A 21,317-nucleotide genomic window follows, 5' to 3' on the forward strand; every position below is an offset into this window, starting at 1 on the left:
CACTTACCTAGAATATAAAGAGAATATAAAGTCACCCCCCACTACTACAAGGTATTACTCGCAAGAGGATCATGATACTCTAGTCTTAAGAGCAGTAGAGCTCAGGATCTAATACTATGATAATCCTATCTTCAGTCTACAAATTATATTTAATGGAAATAATTCGATAAATTATATTGCTGATACTTATGAAGGTACTTGGTTTCGTAGAACATACTCTGGGTAATCATGTGATCGTGAGAATCCGTGATCCAAGAGAGCTTCCCAGAATTAAATCGAGAGTTCTAGATGAGAAGAGAAGATTCATAGGTGTAGTAAGCGACCTGATAGGACCTGTCTCTAAGCCTTATGCAGTGGTTCTAGTTAGAGACAGAAGTCTTATACCTCCAAAAGGATCTAATCTCTTCTATTTAGGAGGTAGGAGGAATTGAAAGTAGAAGTAGAAGATCTTAGTAGCACAGCTTCAATAGTGTACGACCCTATAAGAGGAGAGTATATAAACATTCTCACCGGAGAGGTGGTATATGATGGCGAGATAGCTGATAAGAGAGATTGGAGAGCCTACACTGCTGAAGAACATGCTATAAGAGCTAGAACAGGTCCTGGATACACTGCGAAGGTGCATGACGGCGGTATAACAACCTTTATAGAAGGTTCTAACAAGTATAGCAGTCTTCAGAGAAGGCTTAGAAAACCTAGTGATAGTGCTACTAGGAAGGAGATTGAGGCTAAGAAGATTCTCAACGAGATCGCAGGAGTGATAGGACTTCCAGAGATTGTGGTAGAGGATAGTGGAATGCTGATCAAGAAAGCTGTGAGTAGAGGTCTTGTGAAGAGAAAGAATATAGAGAGCATTGTAGGAGCGATAGTATATAGAACCGCCTATGTGAGAAAGATAGATCTGGATAAGGATCTGCTTATAAAAGTGCTTGGGATTACTAGGAAGAAGCTTTTCAAAACTCTGAAGAAGCTCGAGTGGGAGAATCTATTCGATGAGTTTAGAGATAGAATAAGTAGACAAGCTAGAGAAAAAGATCTGGGATCTATATGTGGAGGAGCTGCTACCATGAATATTCTCGAGAGAATTGAAGCTTCTCAGAATGTTAAGGAGGTTGCCTCTAGAATCTTAAGGTCTCTAAGTAAACTGGATCCTCTCATATGCTCGGGTAAGAATCCAAAGGGTCTCGTGGGCGCCGTAGTATACATAGCCTCTATAATATCTAATGAGAAGATATCACAGCAAGAACTAGCAAGAAGATTAGGAGTTTCTGAGGTGACTATAAGAAATAGATATAGAAACATAGTAGATGAAGTGGATCTAGTAGTATTCGTTTGATTCTCTATAACTCTCAGCTTTCTCTCTCATACTCTACAATTCTAAGGATCTCAGATCCGCTGAGTTTAGCAACCTTAAAATATTTACTGCTAAGCCTTCTTAGATCCGGGTTGTCTCCGAGGATCATCACTGAAATAAGCTTAGCTTCAACAGATTTAAGCTGCTTACTCACTATATTCTCCGCAATCTTATCCTCTCCATCGGTTACGAGAATTATCTCGTTAGGAGCTTTCTGACCCATACCTCTTATATCTTGAACTGCTGTGAGGATAGCTCTTGTTATATCAGTCCCCCCACCACTTCTAATTCTCGAGAGATAATCTATGAGTCTTATGATCTCAGATAACCTAGCTCTTCTAGAAACCTTGATCATTGAATAAGGTGTTGTGTCGAAGAATCTCATAGCAAAGATTCTTCTTTCTCTCCTAGCTCTCATTAGAAGAGCTAGTGCTGTAGCTTTAGCCCATTTAATCTTATCCCCATCCATAGAACCGCTCTTATCCATGAGAACATATATAGGTCCTGTGCTTAGGGTGAGTTTCTTCTCGTATATCAGAAGTCTTCCCTCAGTTATCTTGGCGTATATATACTCGATAGGGTATGCAAGTTCTGAGGGAACTATTCTCTCTATATCAGACCCCTCCTCATAACCTTCGATCTCGCCTTTACTACTTCTAATCTTTCTTCTCTTAGAACCAGCTCTCATCTCGGGAAGGTTTTCGAGTATCTCAAGTAGCTTGCTTATATCAATGCTTCTGCTAAGTCTTATAATCTCCTCGCCGCTCTCATCAAAATCTAGAACAGATCCTACGCCTGCTTGATTTCCTAGAAGTATCTGCTCTAACCTTGATAATAGCTTGCTCTCGCTAACAGCTTTCTTAATAGCATTCTTAACAGCTCTGCTAATACTATCCTCTCCTCTACTCTCATCCGACCCGCTGTTATCCTCACCCTCTTTCCCCTCCCTCTCCTCGCTAACACTTCTGCTAAGCTCTCTTATGATGCTCTCGATTATGCTTGCAGCCATTATAGTTGACCTGCTTGAATTAAGCAGTGTAAACTCTCTAACACTCTTGATCTCAGGATCTTCCGAGATATTTTTTATAATCTGATAATGCTTTACATGAGATCTCTCTATATCATTCTCGTTCTTGAGAAGAGGGTGTGGGAGGTATAATGTGTAGAACATGTCTATGGCTAGATTTGTTGTGAAATCTTGCGGTGTTTTAACGAATCTTCTTACTATATCAAGTATCTTCTCTCCTCTATATCTCACCAGAGGATCCTCATATCTTATGTTGAGAAGAACTCCGGGCATTATGAAAGCCTCTTCTTAATATTCTCAAGAACGCTATCGATCAAAGCTATAACCTGTCTACCTTCATTCTCAACATTTCTATCACCACTCTCTATAATCATAGAAACAACTCTCTCTCTAGTCAGCTCTAGATCTCTGTATATCTCGATTAGTTTCTGCTCGAGGAATCTAGATAGAGGAGGTCTTGGGTATGAGGAGACGTAGTTAGCAATATCTCTCACATTGATTCTTATCTCTTCTAAAGCTTTGAGATATCTCTGAGGAGTCTTAAGCTCTTCATTAAGTACTGTGGAGACTTTCTCAAAATCCTCTATATCTCTAGGAATCACATACTTTAGAGAAAGAAGATCTTGTTCTACAGCTTCGAGCCTTCCCTCTAGAAATGCTGATGCAGCTATTATCTTCAAAGCCTTACCCTTCCTACGATCTGTTATATGAACTCCTTTCCCCTCAAATATAGAATAGATCTTAAGAAGCTTGTTTTTAATCCCTTCAAGATCTATTTTCTCAAGTAGTAGAGCTCTTATACTCTTGAGATCATCGATACACATAATAGCCTCCACCTTCCCCTCCGAGAGAGATGCTTTCTCATATCTCCATTCATAATCAAGGAGATCCCTCCAGTAATCCTCTAGAACAGGTTTAACATATTGTCTCAGAAGCATTCTATCATAGAGAGCGTCAAGCTCTGGATCATCTGGAACCTCATTCGAAGCTCCGAAAAGACTCCAGAGAGGTACTCTTATCTCGGTGTAGCCGTCATAGAATATCCTCTCATTGAGTATGGTGAGTATAGAATTAAGAATAGCAGAATTAGCTTTGAAGATCTCATCTAGAAAAGCTATCTCAGCCTCAAGAAGCTTACCCCTGGTAATCCTCACATACCTGCCCTCCTTAAGAGCTGTCAGATCTAGAGGTCCGAAAAGCTCCGAAGGCTCGGTGAATTTCGTGAGAAGATACATGAAAAACCTCGCATTAAGAAGCTGGGCAGCTCTTCTGATAAGAGCACTCTTAGCAGTTCCAGGCTCGCCTATGAGTACAGCATGCTCTCCTGTTACAAGAGCTAGAACTATGACTCTAGCCTCCTCTTCTCTTCCTACAAAAGGCTTCACAAGCTCATCCCGAAACCTCTGAAGAAGCTGTGAGTATTCACTTATCTCTCTCAATCAGCCTAAACACCTCGTTCATCTGATTAGAATATGCTTTAGAAGATTAAATCTTAATACTAGAATCCTTCAGAGGAATTCTTTTTAAACCTTACTAGATATAAATACTAGGGCGGGGCCCGTAGCTTAGCCAGGTAGAGCACCCGGCTCATAACCGGGGGGTCCGGGGTTCGAATCCCCGCGGGCCCATTTGAGATCTAGTGTTCTTGATGAGGATAGCTTCTGGGGTTTCTGTCGTGTTGTTGAGAGTTTGATATGTGTTGATCTGGGATCGAATCTCTACCATTGTTCTCCGGCAGGTTTATTCAGATCTTCTCATTATAAGTATGTGAGAATTTTTAGCGATAATAGGTTGTGGGATTATCTGGGTCTGAGGAGGGAAGCTTACATACTTTTCTTCAGAGATCCTCTGATTCTTCTAAGGATTCTCATCTCATCTAAGTTTTTTAACGAGAGATCTTTTAAGGATCTCGTTTCTAGCGGTAGTTTAGTCACTCTCGCTCATTTCACAAAAATTGATGAAAACGATCTTCAGAGGATCTATCTGGTAGATCCTTTGAAAGATCTGAAGATCTGTTGTAACGATCCAGCTAGTATTCCTAGGATATGTAGAGCTGAGAATATGCTTGTAGAACTACTCATACACTATACTAGGAGAAATATATATGCCAGAGATACTGGAGAAGAATTTCTCAAGAGAAGGTTTCTCCTAGATCAGCTTTCAAAGGATCTTATGAGACTAGGATATTTTAATAAGCATACTATAGAAGATATAGACCTCATCCTGAGATCTATTCTCTGAGTTCTCTAATTTCTCTGAGTATTCTCGTGAAACTTCCTGAAGGTTCTTGAGGTACTACTATGTCTATTATGACATATCTTATAGATGGCTCTACTCTTCTGATAGTCTCTGTTATCATATCCTTAGCTCTCATAACATCTTCTAAGCTACTCTTAGGATCTACTTCGACTTGCATTATAACTATATACTCCCCGGGTTCAAGCGTCAGACTTTTGATCTCGTTTATATCAACCACCTCAGGAATAGCTATAACACTTCTAACAACACGCCAGAGAACCTCTCGAGGAGCTGATACTCCTACTAGCAGCCCTATATTCTCGTAAACTATATGAGCCGAACTCACGATTATAACCAGTGCTATGGCTATGGAGAGATAGAGATCTGCAACTCCGCTCGATAGGTAGAGAGATAAGATAGCCATGGAATCTCCTGATAATCCTAGTATATCCTCAAGAATCAATGGTTTTAAAACTGCTCTACCTCCATAGGAAGTTCTTCTAATAATCCTCAGAGTTATGAGGAGAGTTATAAGATTGAATGAGAGAGGTATTAGAAGAAATGGTACGTAGCTTCTCCAGATATACGTGTTCACATCGCTAGATCCTCTCATCATAACTCCCTCAACCACGATCATATAGAATACAGATCCTGACAGAAGCACAGAGGATATCATACCCGAGATATAGGCAAATCTACCTCTTCCAAAAGGATACTTGAGAGACGGAGGCTTCATAGATACTGAGAAACCTTGGTAGAGTACGAAGCTGTTTAATATGTCTCCGAAGGAGTGGAATATCTCTGCAAGAACAGCTCTAGAAGATGTAGCTAGATATACAAATATTTTCAGAGCCAGAGCTATTATATTGAATATGAATGATAATGCTAGAGGTGTTCTCTCACTTCTATCCAACTACACTCAATATCTATAATTATTTTGTAGACTGATAAGCTTCACATAGTCATAGGCTACATGGCAGAGCTTTTAGACCATCTTCTTCTCTCACAACACAGTACTCAGATTCCCGCCAACTGAATCTTCTCATTCTAAGAGTTTCTATCAGCAGGTATAAAGCTAGAAATGCTCTCACTCCTGAGATCATAAGATAGAGGATCATGTATCTAGCTCTATTATAAAGCTTATCAGAACCCCAGATCCTGGACATGAATCTCAGTAGAAGAAATCCTCTTAGAACTCCGATAAAGTATAGAGATAATGATAAGAATATGAGCAGAGAGATCCACTTCGAAGAAACTCCTAGAAGTAGAGCTATAAGTGGAGATATCATGAGAACTACTATAATTGCATAGCCTATGAGAACATAGAAGAATCCTCTTGGAGTATAGATCCTTATCATCAGAAGCTGTCTAGCAGACCATAGAACGAAATCATCCACCCATCTACTTCTACAGGGTGCTCTGGTGAAACCTATGCAGTAGGGTGTGAAAATAATTCCAGCTTTATTTCTCGTAAAAACTCTTCTGATCGTAGCATCATCAGCTATCTCTCTAGAGAGCTCTCTCGAGACATCATATCTGTAGAAGAGATCAGCTTCTCCACACATGAGCCCTCCCCACACTATTCTAGTTCTCTCACTTAGAAGAGCTTCGAAGTATAACGTGGATACCAGGTTGAAAGCTGTGGAGCACATGCTATCCATGTAATACCATCTGTAGCCTGTAGCAATAGCATTCTTATTCTCTTTCATCACCTTCTCAAGACTTTCAACACATCTATCAAATCTGATGAAATCAGCATCGCAATCCATGAATAAAAGAAGATCTCTAGAGCTTACACCCGAGATCTTTTCTAATGCTGTTATAATAGCTCTATTCTTTCCAGAACACTTTCTACATGCATCCTCAGAAGCTCTGAGGATCTCTAGTCTTCTATCTGAAGAATCTGTGAACATTCTGAGCATTACCTCATCTCTCTCGCTATCTACAACGATAATAACTCTGGATATCAAATCAAGATCTAGGATTCTTCTGAGAGTTCTCATGAAGTCTTCCAACTCTTCTACTCTCATGCTCGCAATCTTACATGGTGAGATCACTATAAAACTTCTTCTTATATTAATTCTTCTATCTTCTTCTCCACCTGTTGAGAGGATCCTCTCAGATCTCAGAAGGATCTTGTAGTTATAGCTCATATGAGCTATATTCGCGAAAACCACTAGAAGATAAAAGAATCCTAATACCATCCACTCCACATCTTCTCTCCTTAGAAGTATTACTCGTATGCTGTAATCTTATAAATTTACTTGCTAATTTTAAATGGTTCTTTTAAAATTGGATCGGCTTAGTGGATATAGGGATCTAGAGGATTTCCTAAGAGAACAGTACTCTAAGCTATTCAATCTACCTAGAAAGCTTCTTCTCATATCAGCATATTTTGCATCAATCACGATAATATCTATCTTGTCTTATACTCAGTCTGGAAGAATCGAGAACCTATTCAGTGTTCTAGGCTCTTCTATCTTGTATCTGCTTCTGATAACGATCTTTTTCAACAATCTAGAGGATAATAGTATGGGTTTAAAGAGGATACTAGGTGTTGCTGTATTCTCTATCCTACCCTACACATTGCTTTCATGGATTCCTTACATGCTTCACAAGCCTGTTTATAGTGTGTTCTCACTTTCATCAGCCATGATCTTTTTGATCAGATATATATTTTGGGAGGGCATTGTGAGCTCTATAGTGATAGCTCTGATAATAGGATCTCTAGCAGGATTCATAGCTTCTGCATCTTTCTCTATAGAGGTTCTACTATCACTCGCAAGCCTCTCCTTCTTATCGATATTGATAATGCTGTTATTTGTAGTATTCATAGAAGCTATAGGAAGATCTAGCGGTCTTAAAGCTTTTAAACTAGGCAGAGGTTTTATAAGAAGCTGGATCTTCGATGACAATAGATATATAGAGGAAGCACTTCTAGAAGATTCAAAGCCCGAAGATATAGAGATAAAAACATTAATACTCGAAGGAGATGAAAATAGGATTCTTCTCATACATCCCGGATTTCATTTCGGACCTTTCAGAAGAGTAGGTTCTTCAGATGCCGTATATGTATTCGATCAAGAGCTCAGAGACATAGGATCAACTCTTGTGTTCCACACAACAGGAACTCATGATAGGAATATTGTTAAGAGAGAGTTTGTGGAAACGATTGCTCAACAGTATAAAAAAGAGATCATGAGAACTCTTAGAGAGAGTTCTCGAGAGGAGAGGATCTCGGTTGGAAGAGATGATGGAAGAGATGGGTGGGGTGTTTATAGGATCGGAAGTGATAGATGTTTAAGCCTCATGATTTATAACAGAGAAGGCGCAGATGATCTTCCTAGAGAACTCGAAGAAGATATATCGAAGAGCTTTGAAGAAGAAATTCTAGTAGGAGTTGTAGATACACATAGTATGTATGGGAGGAAGATACATGATCTTGAGAGTTTAAGAACTCTACTCATAGAATCAATTAGAAGACATCTGAATGATTCGAGAAGTTTTTTCAGGGTAGGCTATGGAGAATCTCATATGAGAAACCTATGTGGTGGCGTTTGTAGCGGTCTTGTTAAAGCTCTTGTCATCGAGACAGATCATGGGAGGGATGTGGTAGTCTACATATACGGGAATAACATGATTATCTCTTCTAATGAGAGGATCGTAGAAGAGCTCAAGAGAAGAGGTTTTAGAGATGTTCTCATAGTAACACCTGATGATCATAGTTGTGCCGCTGTAAGCACAGGAGACCCTTACACAGCTGTCAAACTATGCAGCGAGCTTGTTAACGCGATTAACGAGGCTGTAGATATAGCACTTAGAAGAATGAGTAAGGGAAGGATCGCTTGCAGTAAGCATGTCTTTAGAGAGATACCTGTGATGGGGTCGACTGTATGGAGCTATATAAAAGGCTTAGAAAGACTCGGACCTTTAACTCCCAGGCTGTGGCTACTGTTCCTAATAGCATCAGTAACTCCTATTCTTGTGATCTGAAGCCTCTTAACGCTGAACTCCTCTGCAGAAAGACTGAGAATATAAGGCCTACTTATGCTCTGATATGTTATCAACGATCGCGTTACTCGCTCTTACAATGTCGTAGGGTTTAATCTCTATCAGAGAATTCACTGTTCCTCCACCTCCTAACACTGTTTCGTTCTTGAGAACCTCTGAATCTATGAAGAACCTTGTTATACCATCTATGCATATAGGTGGGAGAGCTCCTGCTTCGAATCCTGTGATTCTAAGGATCTCTTCATTATTTGCAAGTCTGATAATTCTACTCTTAGTGAGAATTCTGATCTTCTCAAGATCTACTCTCTTATCTCCTGGTACTATTGCTACGTAAAATCTACCTCTATCATCTACTAATAGGATGGTCTTTATAATCCTACTAATACTTATTCCAAGAGCTTCCGCAGCTTCTCTAGCAGTTCTAGTACTCTTATCTAGAACTATATGTTTATACCAGATCCCTAGAGAGCTGATGCATCTTATAAATCTCTCAATACTCATCAATCTTACTTAATAAATCCTGAAATTATATAGGTATGGGGATCAAATGGAGGATTTTCTCAGATACGCAGTAGATCATGCGTTAAGCCTTGGAGCTACTTATGCTGAAGCTAGATATCATTCTATTGAAGAGTTCAGTCTCACAACCAGAAATGGTCTTGTTATCAGTAGTGGTAGGAGCATTAGTAGAGGTATTGGTGTGAGAGTTCTTGTGAAAGGCTCTCTAGGATTTGCTTCTACCAATACTCTTGATAGAGAGAGTATTAGAAGAGCTGTTGAGAAAGCCTACGCCAATGCTAGATCTCTCTCTGAGCTTGTTAAAGTACCTCTCACACTAGCACCAGAGAGGGTTGGAGTTGCGAGATATGAAGTTATTCAGAAGAAGCCTTTGAAGAATGTGTCTCTCGAAGATAAGCTAGCTCTTCACAAGGATATTGCGAGAAATGTCTCATCGGTTGTGAAAGAGAGTAAGGTTGCATCACTTCTAGTTGTATATGGTGAGAGTATTGAGGAGAAGATGATCTTGAATAGTGATGGAGCATTTATCCACAGTATAATACCTAGACCTTATCTCTTTGTTAACCTATCACTTGCTCATCCTCAGAAGGGTAGTATTCAGAAGATGGAAAGCTTCGGAGGATCTGGAGGTTATGATATTCTAGAAGCTCATAGGATAGTAGAGGAGATCACAGAACTTGCTGGGAAGATGGAGAAGATATTGTTAACAGGTAGAGAACCTCCTAAGGAGCCTGTGGATCTTGTTCTAGGATCTGAGATCACAGGACTTGCAATGCACGAATCGGTAGGACATCCTCTTGAAGCTGATAGAGTTCTCGGAAGAGAAGCTGCTCAAGCTGGTGAGAGTTATCTCAAGCCTGATATGATTGGTGAGAGAATTGGAAATAAGCATGGAACCGTTATAGATGATCCTACTATTCCAGGTTCTTACGGATTCTACCTCTACGATGATGAGGGTGTTCCTGCAAGACCTAAGTACTTGTATAAGGAAGGTGTTGTGAATGAGCTTCTTCATAATAGATTTACAGCATCTATCTTCAGAGTTAGAAGTAATGCTTCAGCGAGATCTATGGATCACATGTCTGAACCTATTGTCAGAATGAGCAACACCTATCTAGAGCCAGGTGATATGAGGTTTGAGGAGTTAATCGAAGATATAAAGTATGGGATCTATATAAAAAGCTATATGGAGTGGAATATAGATGACAGCAGATGGGGTCAGAGATATGGGGGCTTAGAAGCATATGAGATAGTAAATGGAGAACTCAGAGATTTCATAAGAAATCCTGTAGTCGAGTTCACGACAAAAACATTCTTCTCGAGCATAGTTGGGAAGAGTAGAGATCTAAGGTTTTATGCAGCAACATGTGGTAAGGGAGAGCCTTCGCAGGGAGTTCCTGTATGGGTTGGAGGACCTGATGTAAGGCTTTCTAAGATGAGGGTAGGGGTGATAAGTTGAGCTCTATAGATCTTCAGCTTCTCGTTAAAAAGATCCTTGATAAAGGCTTTGAAGAAGTTATAATATCTCTTAACAGGATCAACAGAACCATGGTTAAGATAGCGAATTCACAGCCTTCTGTGGCTCAGAACTGGAGTGAGAGTGATTTCGATATCTATCTAACTAAGAATAAGAGGATTCTTCTATCATCATTCTCAGTCTCATCAGAGGAAGAGCTTTTAAGAGAGCTTGACAGGATTCTCGAGCTTGCTAATGTAGTTGAACAATCATTCCTATACTCTCAAATACCAGATCCAGATCCTAGGGCTAGACCTCTAGAGGGTTTGGTCAAAGATTCTGTTCTCAGCTTCATGGAGGATCCTAGAGAAGCTTCAGAGATCCTAATAAGCAAAGCTCATGATGAAGGTGCTGAGAGAATTGCAGGAACTATAGATGGTGGTGTTAGCGAGAGATGTATTGCGAGTAGCAGAGATTTCGAGAAGTGTGAGAAGGCTACATTCTTCACAGCATACGTGAGAGCTTTCAAGGGAGAAGGCTCAGGACACTGGGGTTTTGGAGGGAGAGACTTCACGAAGAGAGATATCGAGGAGGTAGCTTCTAGAGCTACATACTATGCTATTGAATCCAATAGAAGAATCATGAGTGTAGAACCGGGATCCTATGATGTCATACTAAGTCCTCTTGTAATCGGTAATTTCATAGATTATATATCTATAGCTTTAAGCGGTTTAAGTAAGATTCTGGGTACTTCATTCTTCTATAAGAATAATCCAGGAGATCTGGTTGCGAGCGAGCTGTTCACATTGAGAGAGGATCCCTGGAGAACTGATATGCTTAACTCAACAGGTTTCGATGACGAGGGTGTTGCAACAATGGAGAAGAGCATAATAGAGAAGGGAGTGCTTAAAACCTTCCTTCACAATACGAAGACTGCGAGAATACTTGAGACTCGTACAACAGGTAATGCAGGATGGATTCAGCCTAGACCTTGGAATCTTATCATAGAGAAAGGAGATTATGAGGAGAACGAGATGATCCGTGAGATTAGAAGAGGGATTCTCATAAATAACAATTGGTATACAAGATATCAAAATGCTCTTGAAGGGGTTTTCTCTACTGTGACCAGAGATGCTCTGCTAATTATAGAGAATGGCGAGATAATAGGTTCTGCAAAGAGAGTGAGAATCGCAGATAAATTCCCAACTCTTCTAAGAAATATCAGAGGTCTTGGAAAGAGATCTTATAAGGTTAAGTGGTGGGAGATCAGAGGTTCTATAGAGACACCTTACATATACATTGAGAAGGTTAACATAACAAAACCCGAGTAAATGTCATACCTATTTCTTCCAGCATGATTCAAAAGGATCTAGAGGTTAAAGATTTTAGGTTTCTACATACTACATGAAGACTGTGTGAGAGTTGACTGATAATGTCTTTAAGAAGTCTTTCAGGGATTAGAACCAAGCTATTCTACATTGATGCAGCATCTACTATTAGATTCTTAAAGGTGGGTTTAGAACCTTGTAGTGATAATTCTTCAGAATACTGTGGTGTTCTAGAGTTTTCTGATGGAGATGGTTTTCTATTTGTAGATATCGAGGGTGAAGGTACTCTCACTATAAACAAGGATCTTGTTCACGCAATTTTTAGAACACCTGATTCAAGTCATGACAATAGATTCATACCACTCCCTCCTGGAAGAAACTTTATTAGAATATCACCATCTATGGAAGGTCCTTTCGGTGAGAGACTTCTTTCTATAAGAGGTGCATACCTATATGTTAAAGAACCCGTCTCATTTAGATTCGTTGTTAGAGCTTCTCTACTGACAGATCTGGCTGAGTATACAGGGGATCTATCTCTTCTAGAGGTTTTAAACAAGGCATTAGACATGATTGATGTGAGAGGTGTTTCAGAAGAACAGTTAGAAGCTGTGTCAACATATAGTGTTGTGAAGCCTCCTTTCTATATAAAATGGAAGAAGTATTATGATATAAGACTAGATCCCGATGTGAAACCTCTTAATCCTCATGATCTATCTGAGATGGCTAGAAAAGCTCATGAGGTTCTCGATAGAGAACTTGATAGAATTGTGAGAGAAGTATCAGGACCTGAAGGAGTTCTACATGCTGTAGCTCATGCTCATATAGATGTCTCGTGGTTGTGGACTCCTGATGTGTCTAGAAAGAAGCTTGTGAGAACTCTTGGAAACGTGCTCAGCCTGGCGAGAAGCTATGAGATGAGATTTGCACTGTCAAACTCTCTCTATCTGAAATGGCTTAGGGAAGAGGATCCAGAGCTCTACAGGAGAGTATTAGATGCTGTGAGAGAAGGAGTTATAATACCTGTAGGTGGTATGTGGGTTGAGAGTGATACTAATGTGATCGGCGGAGAATCTCTTGTGAGGCAGTTTCTCTATGGACAGAGATTTTTAATGGAGGAGATCGGAAGAATCACTGAGATAGGTTGGCTACCTGATTCTTTCGGCTATACAGGGTCTATGCCTCAGATCCTTAGAAAATCAGGTATAAAGATCTTCTTTATACACAAGCTTTACTGGAATAAAATGAATAGATTTCCTTATTCAGTATTTCTATGGGAAGGTATTGATGGAAGCCAGATCATAACTGTTAACTACGCTACCTACGGAAGCGATCTTTCTCCAAAACAGATTGTACAAGCTTGGAGAGATCATACCAGTCCGGAAGCTCCAGCATTCATAGCATTCGGTTTTGGAGATGGAGGTGGAGGTCCTACATGGATTATGATGGAGAGGATTAAAACATACTCACGAGTGCCCGGAGCTCCTAGGATTATTCTCTCAGATCCTTATAAGTATTATGAGAGTATTAAGAATGTAAAGCTTCCCGTGTGGAGAGGTGAACTCTATCTAGAGACTCATAGAGGTACTTATTCTACTGGTTCGAAGATTAAGAGATATATTAGATTGATAGAGGAATCTTTAAAAGATCTCGAGGTCATATCCTTCATAAGAGGTAAATGTGTGGATTATAAGGATCTATGGCTGGAACTTTTAGAAGCAGAATTCCACGACATAGCCTCGGCAACGCTTATCAGAGAAGCATACGACCATTATATTGCAAGGCTGGAAAACCTGCTTAGAAGAATAAATGATGAGATTAGAAGGATTTCTAAAGAGATTATCTTGAGAGAGGGTGGTGTCACAGTATTCAACACACTGCCTTGGGAGAGAGAGGATGTGGTTCCTGGCAGGATTAGAGGTAGCATTCAGCAGATCATCGATGGAGTTGTATACTCGCTTGTAAAAGTTCCTCCTCTAGGGTTTAAAAGCTTTGAAGAGGGTGAGGGTTCTCATGCTGAAGATCTATATGCTGATGAGAGTAGAATCCGGAATAATATGATCGAGGTGAGTGCTGATGGGAGAGTGAGAGATCTTGTTTCAGAGATCGATCTGGTGAAGAGATCATATATTATAGCGTGTGAAGATATACCGGCTGAATGGGATGGATGGGATATAGATCCCTGGTATAAGAGAGTATGCACAGAGTTAAAACCTAGATCTTCTAAGATTTCCGAGAGAGGTCCTCTGAGAGCATGTCTAGATATAGAGTATTCATATGAAGATTCGAGTTTTACCGAGAAGATATGTGTTTGGAGACATAGCAGGAGAGTAGATATGATTCTCAGAGGTTTTATAAGAGAGAGGTTGACTCTCTTTAGAAAACTCTTCGAATTAGGATTCGAGCCTACAGATGCTAGAGCTGAGATACCTTATGGTGTTATAAGAAGAAGTATTAGAGCTGAGAATCCATGGGAAGATGCTAAGTTCGAGTTTCCAGTCTGGAGATGGCTTGACGTCTACTCCTCAGCTTATGGTCTTGCTATATTTAACAAGGGTAGAGCTGGGCATAGTATTGATGGAGGAGTTGTAGGACTCACACTTTTCAAGACACCGTTGTTCCCCAATCCTCATCTTGATATGGGATATGTAGAGGTGGAGTATAGCATTTATCCTCATGAGGGGGATTGGATGAGAGCTGAGATACCTAGAAGAGCTCTCGAATATCATAGACCTCTTATTGCTTCAAGAGGTTTCTCCGGTGAGAGAAGTCTTCTGAAGATTGATAAACCAAACATACTTCTTGAAACTATAAAATGCGCTGAAAATGCCCGAGGTTTTATAGCTAGGATGTGGGAGAGCTATGGAGGTGAGACAGTGCTAGATATAGAAGGTGTTGAGACAGATCTGATAGAGATGCATGAGAATAGAGTTAGAAAACTTTATTTCAAGCCGTTCGAGATTAAGAGTGTTATGATTAGAATATGATTTTATCGTATAACTTGTTTCAATACCTAACTTAAATACCTCGGCATGGTAAGTATTAGTGGAAGTCTCTTAACATGAGATTTCTAGGTGTTTGAGTTGAGAATTCTGGTCACAGGATCTTGTGGGCAGATAGGTAGTGAGCTCGTACCTTTTCTCAGGAATCTTTACGGTGTTGAGAGTATTGTTGCAACCGATATAGATGAGTCTTGTCTTAGAGAGAAGTTCTGCAAACCTGTTGAAAAACTTGATGTGAGAAGCAGAGCTGATATAGATAGTATAATCAGGAAATACGAGATCGAGGGTGTAGTGCATCTAGCAGCGATACTCTCTGCCAAGGGTGAGAGAGATCCTGAACTAGCTTGGAGAGTTAATGCTGAAGGCACTTACAATATATTAGATGAAGCTCGTGCAAGAGATCTTAAGATGGTGTTCATACCAAGTTCTATAGCTGTTTACGGTCCTGAAACACCTGATCATCCTGATGAAATGGCTGTAGCCAGGCCTAAAACCATGTATGGTATTACGAAGCTTCTAGCTGAAATGCTTGGAGAGTATTACCATGCGAGATATGGATTGGATGTGAGAGGTCTAAGACTTCCCGGTGTCATCAGCTGGAGGATGAAACCTGGTGGTGGGACTACGGATTATGCTGTGGAGGCATTCTATGAAGCTGTTTCGAGAGGTGAGTATGTTTTCTGGGTTAGAGCTGATACGAGGCTGCCCATGATATACATGCCTGATGTTCTCAGAGCTTTTAAAATGCTTATAGAGGCTGATAGAAGAAGGCTTACAATATCGTTCTATAATGTTCAGGGGATGAGTTTCTCGGCTGAGGAGCTTTATAATGCTATTAGAAGAAGAATCCCATGGTTTAAAGCCAGGTTTGAGCCAGATCCTGCTAGACAGAGAATAGCTGATTCATGGCCTAAGAGTATTGATGATAAAAGAGCTAGAGTTGATTGGGGCTGGTATCCTGAGTGGGATCTTGAGAGAATGACTGATGACATGATTGAGAATATAAAGAGAATGCTTGAGGCTGGGAAAGAGCTTAGGTTGTGATATTTCTTTCTAAGGATCTTTGTAATCCTTGTGAAGAGAGTAGTTTTTTATTAATAGTTCTAGAGCGTTATCATTATTCTGGTGCTTGGATTTTGTGTAGAATGCTTATAATGTTCGGTGCGAATCCTGTAGATCTTGATCTGAGAGCTTCTCTAGTGAGATCTCTTGCAAGAGCTTCGGAGAGAGATCCTTATCTAGAGATTCTAACAGAAGGCAGAGATCATAGCCATAGCGATGGGTGGGGGAGGATTTTAGTAAGTGTGAGTAGAAGTGGTGATAGTATTATCTCTAGAGAAATTCTAGAAAGATCTCTAGATCCTTTCTATAGAGATGCTAGAGCTAGAAGAATCGAAGAAGATCTGGATTCGAGTAGCACAGGTTTTGTCGAGATGATCCACGTGAGAGAAGCTAGCAGAGGTATGCCTGTGAACATATTCTCGACACATCCAGCGGAAGCTGTGAGTAGAGAGGGTTATAGACTTTATCTGATTCATAATGGGACAGTGGATAAGCAGAGGATTCTTGAGATTCTAGGGGTTGAGAAGGAGAGTTCTTATGCGAGACTATATGGAGATACTCATATGCTAGCTCAGCTTATGGCGCTGAGAATTAGAGATGGTATTTCTGAGGATTTGTTTAGAGAAGCTGTAGAGTACACCTTATCAGCTTTGAATATCGGTGTTATTCTAATCAGGGAAAAAGATCTTGAGATTGGTGTGGGAAGTTTTTACAAGTCTGGAGAGAGGATTTCCGATAGAAGAAACTATTATAAGATCTATAGAGCGAGAGTAGGCAAGGATCTCTATACCTATGTATCTTCAACCGTTGTAGACTTCTATAATCCGAGGAAAGATATTAAGTGGGAGGAGATGCCGAATGGATTCTTTGAAGTTTATAGAATGAGGTTTGAGAAAAACCTAGATGTTGAGAAGATCTTAGAGTTGAGATTACTGGAATAGCTTTATACCTTGCAGTCTATAATCTTTGTGGAGACTCTAGGTGTTGTTTTATGAGTGGAAAAATTGATTGGATTAGAGATGAGCTTAGGAGTTTGAAGGAGCAGGGTTTGTATGTGACTATTAGAAGACTTCAAAGCCAGCAGGGGCCTTGGATTGTTGTTGAAGGTAAGAGAGTTCTCAATCTCTGCTCGAATAATTATCTCGGACTGGCTTCTCATCCTAAGATTAAGGAGGCTGCTATAAGAGCCATCCTTGATTACGGAGTTGGTGCAGGTGCTGTTAGAAGTATTGCAGGCACTATGGAGCTTCACATGATTCTTGAGGAGAAGCTTGCGAGATTTAAGAAGAGAGAAGCTGCAGTATCTCTCCAGAGTGGTTATAATGCTAATCTAGCTGCTCTCGGCGCTCTCGGGTGGGGTAGAAAGGATCTTGTTTTCATAAGTGAGGAGCTTAATCATGCTAGTATTATTGATGCTATGAGGCTTGCAGGTTCTCCGAAGCTTATATACAAGCATAGAGATGTTGAGGATCTTAAGAGAAAGCTTGAGGAGGCTAGAGATTACAAGATTAAGGTCATTGTCACAGACGGTGTTTTTTCTATGGATGGAGATCTAGCACCTCTCCCCGAGATTGTAGAGCTTGCTGAGAGATATAATGCTATTGTTTATGTTGATGATGCTCATGGAGAGGGTGTGCTCGGAGATCATGGTAGAGGTATTGTGGATCACTTTAAACTGCATGGGAGAGTGGATCTAGAGATGGGGACCTTGAGTAAGGCTTTCGGAGTTATAGGAGGCTATGTGGCTGGAGATTATGATGTTATTGAGTTTATAAGGCAGAGAGGAAGACCTTTCCTCTTCTCAAGCGCTATGAATCCTCCTGATGTTGCTGCAGCAATCGCAGCGGTAGAGATTCTTGAGGAGAGCGATGAGCTTATAAGAAGGCTTTGGGAGAATACTAGGATTCTTCAGAAGGGATTAAGAGATGCAGGATATGATCTAGGCAGCACCCAGCATCCTATAACACCTGTGATGTTATATGATGAAAAGCTTGCTCAGGAGTTTTCGAGAAGATTATTTGAGGAGTATAATATATTCGCTCAAGCTATAGTATATCCGACTGTTCCTAAGGGTAGAGCTAGGATCAGGCTTGAACCTTCTGCAGCTCACAGTGTTGAGGATATGAAATATGCTATTGATTCTTTCGTAGAGCTGGGTAGAAAGACAGGTTTTCTAAAATAGCATAAGTGCTTAGTATGAATGGTTTTTTCAGTTATTCTCTAGAGGATTTTAAAGAGATCATATGCTATCCTCTTAGATTCTTTGATGAGAGATGTTTTAGAAGATTAGAAGATCTCAGAAGTTCTGGAGTTGAAGAAGTTTTAGAGTATGGAGATTCAATGCTTCTAGGTAGGAGGGTTCTCGGCAAAGGTTTTTCATCGGTGGTGGTTTTAGGAAGACATTCGAGGTATGGGATCTCTGCTATAAAAATTAGAAGATTTGATTCTAAGAGAGATAGTCTTGAAAATGAAGCGAGACTGCTTATGAGAGTTTCCGAGACAGGATTTGCACCCAGAGTTTATCATTACTCGAGAGATTTTATTATTAGAGAATTTATAGAAGGTCCTAGACTAGGAGATTTCATAGATTCCATAAGCGGAGATAGTATTTCTCTCACGAGACTAACAAGATCTCTTATAATCTCAGCAAACACACTAGATCTGCTGTCAGTAGATCTTGAAGAAATCTCTAGAGCGGATAAACAGATCATAATTAGGAATAAAGATCCTGAGAAGATCTACTACATAGACCTAGAATCAGCAAGAACAAGTTCGAATGCATCAAACACCACGAGAATACTAAGCTATATAATAAATAAAAGAATCATAAGAGAAACCCTAGGCTTAGACGTAGAGAAGATAAGAGAAGTATATGAGATAGCAAGAAACTATAAGAGAGAAAAAGATCCTTGGAGAAAAAGAATCCTAGCCATAGAAATGATAGATATTCTCACAAACCAGAGAGAAACAAGCAAGCATTAGACTCCTAAGAGTGAATCCTATACTCCAGAGCTTACACGCAGAAGTGCAGACTTATATAAGAGCTGAGCCTGTGAGAAACTATTAGAGAGATTGGTAGGAGAGAAAAAGATGGTTGAAGCTAGAGAGAGCTAAGAAGTCCCAGGTCTTTTAATCCTCCTATTACTAGAGTTACCGCTATTGATGCTATTATGAGTGACATGAATTTTCCAAGACCTTGAAGTGTTGAGGTTCCTAGGAATCTAAAGATCTTGTATGAATATCTTAGTAGTGGATATGTGATTAGCAGAGCTATGTAAGCTCCTGCGAGAGTTGTTAGTGAGCCGTAGATCCTTGAGTACACTATTAGAGTACTCATAGTTCCCGGCCCTACTATGAGTGGTGTTGCTATAGGTACTACTGCTAAGTCTCCCCCCGAGATGTTCTCAGGCTTGTGTCCTGTGATGAGCATGTCTACGGCTACAGCCATCAATAGTACACCGCCAGCGATCTTCAGAGATGCAAGGTCTATATTGAAGAATTTTAAAACATACTCACCAGCTAGCGAGAATACTGTTAGTAGAATGAAAACGGCTACAAAAACCCTTCCCACAACTCTTTTAACAGCTTCATCAATATTATCGCGAGAACTCTCCAGACTGCCTATGTATGATATGAGAGTAGGTATCGCAGCAGGAGGATCCATTATAGCGAATATTGAGATGGAGATAGGTAGTAGAGTGTTTAAGAGAAATCCTGCGTCTATCATTTTCACATATCCCCTTAGGATTTGAAAAGGTCTCATATAAGAACTAGATAGATCTAATCTAGCGAGAGATTCTCTGCAGAAGAAGAAATAGATTGAAGAACTCCTCAGGAGACAGTGTGAAAACTCTTCTAGATAGAATATCTCTAGGAATGTCTTCAAGAATTCCACCTAAATCATATCCGCACATCTTAAGAGCATTATGAAGAAGCTTTTTTCTCTGGCTGAAGAGACATTTTAAAAATCTCTCATAAAGATCGTTTCTTTCAAGAGCTTCTCTAAATCTTCTGAGAACAATAACCTCTGTAGAAACCTTAGGCTCAGGGTAGAAATCATCAGGTTTATAAACTCCTCCTCTCTCAACATCAAAATAAGATCTTACGAGAACAGATATAGACCCATACCTTCTAACACCAGGTCTTGAGAGAATCCTGTCAACAACATCTTTCTGAAGAGCTAGAACACCCCATAAAGCTTTTGAAGAGGCGATCCCGCCTAGTATAGGACCTGTGATGGAGTAGGGGAGAGTGCCGATCACGCAACAGAAATCTAGGCTGCCTATGATCTTTAGAGCATCTCCGCATAAAACTCTTATATTGCTAATACTTTCGAAAAGTTTTCTAGCATAGTTGCAGAGCTTCTGATCTCTTTCTATAGTGATAATTTCTCTGCAAAGATCTCTTATAGAAGCGGTTATAACACCGAGACCAGTGCCTATCTCTATAATCTTCTCACATTTCATTCTCTCCACATGATATCTGAATTCTCTCAGAAGTCTGATGCTAATAGTGAAATTCTGTCCAAATCTTTTTGATGGTTTTAAACCGATCTTCTTCAGAACCTCGATCGTGTATTCTCTAAGTCTGTCTCTCTCTATAGCTCTAATAAGATCATTAAAGCTCAATCTATTCTATATCACCATGGATCTCTATAGTTAGTCAGAGCATATAGATAGTCGAGCATTTTAAAGAATTTAACATCACGCGTCTCCGGAGGAGGTTCTACAAAGAGATAATATTTCTCACCACCCATCATCTCTGTTATAATTCTTTCTACAAGAGCTCCTACAGGATCTGGTATCTTCGCTCTCAAGCTCAGATCCTCGAAACTCTGGAATCTGCTCTTCTTCCTCTCGCTAAGAAGTGTCTCGAGAGTTTTCTTACCAATCCCAGGTATGAGATTGAGCATGTGAAGCCTTATGTTAATAGGAGAAGCGTTGTTGAAGAATTCTACGAAAACTCTCTCTTTAGATTTTATAAGTTCTCTCAGAACTGTGGGGAGGTTATCTTTTGAAATACTCGTTAAATCCTGCCAGAGGATCTTATCTTCAACCTTATATGGTTGCACCTCTGAGGAGTAGGATTGCTCGATATAGATCCTCTCGCCAATTTTAGCACTGATACCATGTGCTGGAACTATCTCGATAAGTGTGAAGTATTTAGTACCTACAGCCTGGATCAAAGCAGCATGTCTGTGATGAGGATGTCTATCGAAAGGATTCCCATGAATCATGAAATCAAGTATGATAGCATAAGCATCTCTCACAAAAACCCTAGCCCTACCTCTTTCAAAACCTCTTCTACTTCTAAAACTCATCAG

19 protein-coding genes and 1 tRNA gene are annotated in these 21,317 nt (G+C 40.1%); 12 read left to right on the forward strand and 8 right to left on the reverse strand.

Going from position 1 to position 21,317, the window contains the following annotated elements; genetic code table 11:
* Positions 1–188 precede the first annotated feature (188 nt).
* Both QXS89_04840 and QXS89_04845 read left to right on the forward strand, forming a co-directional pair.
* A complete protein-coding gene (locus tag QXS89_04840; GenBank protein ID MEM3831502.1) occupies positions 189–431 on the forward strand; it encodes a hypothetical protein in 243 nt (80 codons plus the stop codon).
* On the forward strand, positions 428–1,336 hold the full coding sequence (locus QXS89_04845; protein ID MEM3831503.1) for an HTH domain-containing protein: 909 nt from the start codon (positions 428–430) through the stop codon (positions 1,334–1,336). Before QXS89_04840 ends, QXS89_04845 begins: the two co-directional genes overlap by 4 nt.
* Before the next feature lie 13 nt (positions 1,337–1,349).
* Here QXS89_04845 and QXS89_04850 read toward each other — a convergent pair whose 3' ends face one another.
* Both QXS89_04850 and QXS89_04855 read right to left on the reverse strand, forming a co-directional pair.
* Positions 1,350–2,654 (reverse strand): VWA domain-containing protein, encoded by a 1,305-nt coding sequence (locus tag QXS89_04850; protein ID MEM3831504.1) that lies wholly within the window; start codon positions 2,652–2,654, stop codon positions 1,350–1,352.
* Positions 2,654–3,811 carry an AAA family ATPase gene (locus QXS89_04855; protein MEM3831505.1) on the reverse strand — a complete coding sequence of 386 codons (1,158 nt, stop codon included), beginning with the start codon at positions 3,809–3,811 and terminating at the stop codon, positions 2,654–2,656. Before QXS89_04855 ends, QXS89_04850 begins: the two co-directional genes overlap by 1 nt.
* Positions 3,812–3,935: 124 nt before the next feature.
* Between QXS89_04855 and QXS89_04860 the strand changes: the two genes are divergently transcribed.
* Positions 3,936–4,009: transfer RNA gene (locus QXS89_04860), tRNA-Ile, on the forward strand.
* A 1-nt stretch (position 4,010) separates the two neighbouring features.
* Positions 4,011–4,622 (forward strand): DUF447 family protein, encoded by a 612-nt coding sequence (locus QXS89_04865; protein ID MEM3831506.1) that lies wholly within the window; start codon positions 4,011–4,013, stop codon positions 4,620–4,622.
* Here QXS89_04865 and QXS89_04870 read toward each other — a convergent pair.
* Positions 4,612–5,532, reverse strand: a complete 921-nt coding sequence (locus QXS89_04870) for a cation diffusion facilitator family transporter (GenBank protein MEM3831507.1) — start codon at positions 5,530–5,532, stop codon at positions 4,612–4,614. The two genes, QXS89_04865 and QXS89_04870, sit on opposite strands and share 11 nt — an antisense overlap.
* Positions 5,533–5,581: 49 nt before the next feature.
* Positions 5,582–6,832 (reverse strand): glycosyltransferase family 2 protein, encoded by a 1,251-nt coding sequence (locus QXS89_04875; protein MEM3831508.1) that lies wholly within the window; start codon positions 6,830–6,832, stop codon positions 5,582–5,584.
* 79 nt (positions 6,833–6,911) lie between these two features.
* On the opposite strand from QXS89_04875, the gene QXS89_04880 reads away from it, so the two are divergent.
* The gene (locus tag QXS89_04880) at positions 6,912–8,612 is read left to right on the forward strand and encodes a DUF2070 family protein (protein MEM3831509.1); all 1,701 of its coding nucleotides are present in this window, start codon (positions 6,912–6,914) and stop codon (positions 8,610–8,612) included.
* A 48-nt stretch (positions 8,613–8,660) separates the two neighbouring features.
* Here the strand turns inward: QXS89_04880 and QXS89_04885 are convergent, their stop codons facing one another.
* The gene (locus QXS89_04885) at positions 8,661–9,131 is read right to left on the reverse strand and encodes a YbaK/EbsC family protein (GenBank protein ID MEM3831510.1); all 471 of its coding nucleotides are present in this window, start codon (positions 9,129–9,131) and stop codon (positions 8,661–8,663) included.
* 46 nt (positions 9,132–9,177) lie between these two features.
* Between QXS89_04885 and QXS89_04890 the strand changes: the two genes are divergently transcribed.
* The 7 genes from QXS89_04890 to QXS89_04920 all read left to right on the forward strand — a co-directional run bounded on the left by QXS89_04890 (position 9,178) and on the right by QXS89_04920 (position 18,976).
* Positions 9,178–10,608, forward strand: coding sequence for a TldD/PmbA family protein (locus tag QXS89_04890; protein MEM3831511.1), 1,431 nt, complete (start codon positions 9,178–9,180; stop codon positions 10,606–10,608).
* Positions 10,605–11,936 carry a TldD/PmbA family protein gene (locus tag QXS89_04895; protein MEM3831512.1) on the forward strand — a complete coding sequence of 444 codons (1,332 nt, stop codon included), beginning with the start codon at positions 10,605–10,607 and terminating at the stop codon, positions 11,934–11,936. Before QXS89_04890 ends, QXS89_04895 begins: the two co-directional genes overlap by 4 nt.
* A gap of 101 nt (positions 11,937–12,037) precedes the next feature.
* The gene (locus QXS89_04900; protein ID MEM3831513.1) at positions 12,038–14,917 is read left to right on the forward strand and encodes a glycoside hydrolase family 38 C-terminal domain-containing protein; all 2,880 of its coding nucleotides are present in this window, start codon (positions 12,038–12,040) and stop codon (positions 14,915–14,917) included.
* Between the two features lie 96 nt (positions 14,918–15,013).
* Positions 15,014–15,976, forward strand: a complete 963-nt coding sequence (locus QXS89_04905; protein ID MEM3831514.1) for an NAD-dependent epimerase/dehydratase family protein — start codon at positions 15,014–15,016, stop codon at positions 15,974–15,976.
* A 101-nt stretch (positions 15,977–16,077) separates the two neighbouring features.
* On the forward strand, positions 16,078–16,935 hold the full coding sequence (locus tag QXS89_04910) for a hypothetical protein (protein ID MEM3831515.1): 858 nt from the start codon (positions 16,078–16,080) through the stop codon (positions 16,933–16,935).
* Between the two features lie 50 nt (positions 16,936–16,985).
* On the forward strand, positions 16,986–18,176 hold the full coding sequence (locus QXS89_04915) for a glycine C-acetyltransferase (protein MEM3831516.1): 1,191 nt from the start codon (positions 16,986–16,988) through the stop codon (positions 18,174–18,176).
* 14 nt (positions 18,177–18,190) lie between these two features.
* Positions 18,191–18,976: a hypothetical protein gene (locus QXS89_04920; GenBank protein MEM3831517.1), complete on the forward strand. Its 786-nt coding sequence runs from the start codon at positions 18,191–18,193 to the stop codon at positions 18,974–18,976.
* Between the two features lie 118 nt (positions 18,977–19,094).
* Here QXS89_04920 and QXS89_04925 read toward each other — a convergent pair whose 3' ends face one another.
* The 3 genes from QXS89_04925 to QXS89_04935 are packed head-to-tail and all read right to left on the reverse strand — an operon-like array spanning position 19,095 to position 21,314.
* Complete coding sequence (locus QXS89_04925; GenBank protein MEM3831518.1) at positions 19,095–19,721, reverse strand: MarC family protein; 627 nt, start codon at positions 19,719–19,721, stop codon at positions 19,095–19,097.
* Between the two features lie 58 nt (positions 19,722–19,779).
* Complete coding sequence (gene rsmA / locus QXS89_04930) at positions 19,780–20,622, reverse strand: 16S rRNA (adenine(1518)-N(6)/adenine(1519)-N(6))-dimethyltransferase RsmA (protein ID MEM3831519.1); 843 nt, start codon at positions 20,620–20,622, stop codon at positions 19,780–19,782.
* An 11-nt stretch (positions 20,623–20,633) separates the two neighbouring features.
* Positions 20,634–21,314: a DUF655 domain-containing protein gene (locus tag QXS89_04935; protein MEM3831520.1), complete on the reverse strand. Its 681-nt coding sequence runs from the start codon at positions 21,312–21,314 to the stop codon at positions 20,634–20,636.
* Between the last annotated feature and the right edge of the window lie 3 nt (positions 21,315–21,317).

This window comes from Sulfolobales archaeon (assembly GCA_038881635.1).
In the GTDB taxonomy this organism is placed as follows: domain Archaea; phylum Thermoproteota; class Thermoprotei_A; order Sulfolobales; family AG1; genus WYEN01.

Coding starts and splice junctions, on each gene's coding strand:
- QXS89_04840 (MEM3831502.1), top strand. CDS start 189: ATGAAGGTACTTGGTTTCGTAGAACATACTCTGGGTAATCATGTGATC.
- QXS89_04850 (MEM3831504.1), bottom strand. CDS start 2,654: ATGCCCGGAGTTCTTCTCAACATAAGATATGAGGATCCTCTGGTGAGA.
- QXS89_04885 (MEM3831510.1), bottom strand. CDS start 9,131: ATGAGTATTGAGAGATTTATAAGATGCATCAGCTCTCTAGGGATCTGG.
- QXS89_04890 (MEM3831511.1), top strand. CDS start 9,178: ATGGAGGATTTTCTCAGATACGCAGTAGATCATGCGTTAAGCCTTGGA.
- QXS89_04900 (MEM3831513.1), top strand. CDS start 12,038: ATGTCTTTAAGAAGTCTTTCAGGGATTAGAACCAAGCTATTCTACATT.
- QXS89_04910 (MEM3831515.1), top strand. CDS start 16,078: ATGCTTATAATGTTCGGTGCGAATCCTGTAGATCTTGATCTGAGAGCT.
- QXS89_04915 (MEM3831516.1), top strand. CDS start 16,986: ATGAGTGGAAAAATTGATTGGATTAGAGATGAGCTTAGGAGTTTGAAG.
- QXS89_04920 (MEM3831517.1), top strand. CDS start 18,191: ATGAATGGTTTTTTCAGTTATTCTCTAGAGGATTTTAAAGAGATCATA.
- QXS89_04925 (MEM3831518.1), bottom strand. CDS start 19,721: ATGATAGACGCAGGATTTCTCTTAAACACTCTACTACCTATCTCCATC.
- QXS89_04935 (MEM3831520.1), bottom strand. CDS start 21,314: ATGAGTTTTAGAAGTAGAAGAGGTTTTGAAAGAGGTAGGGCTAGGGTT.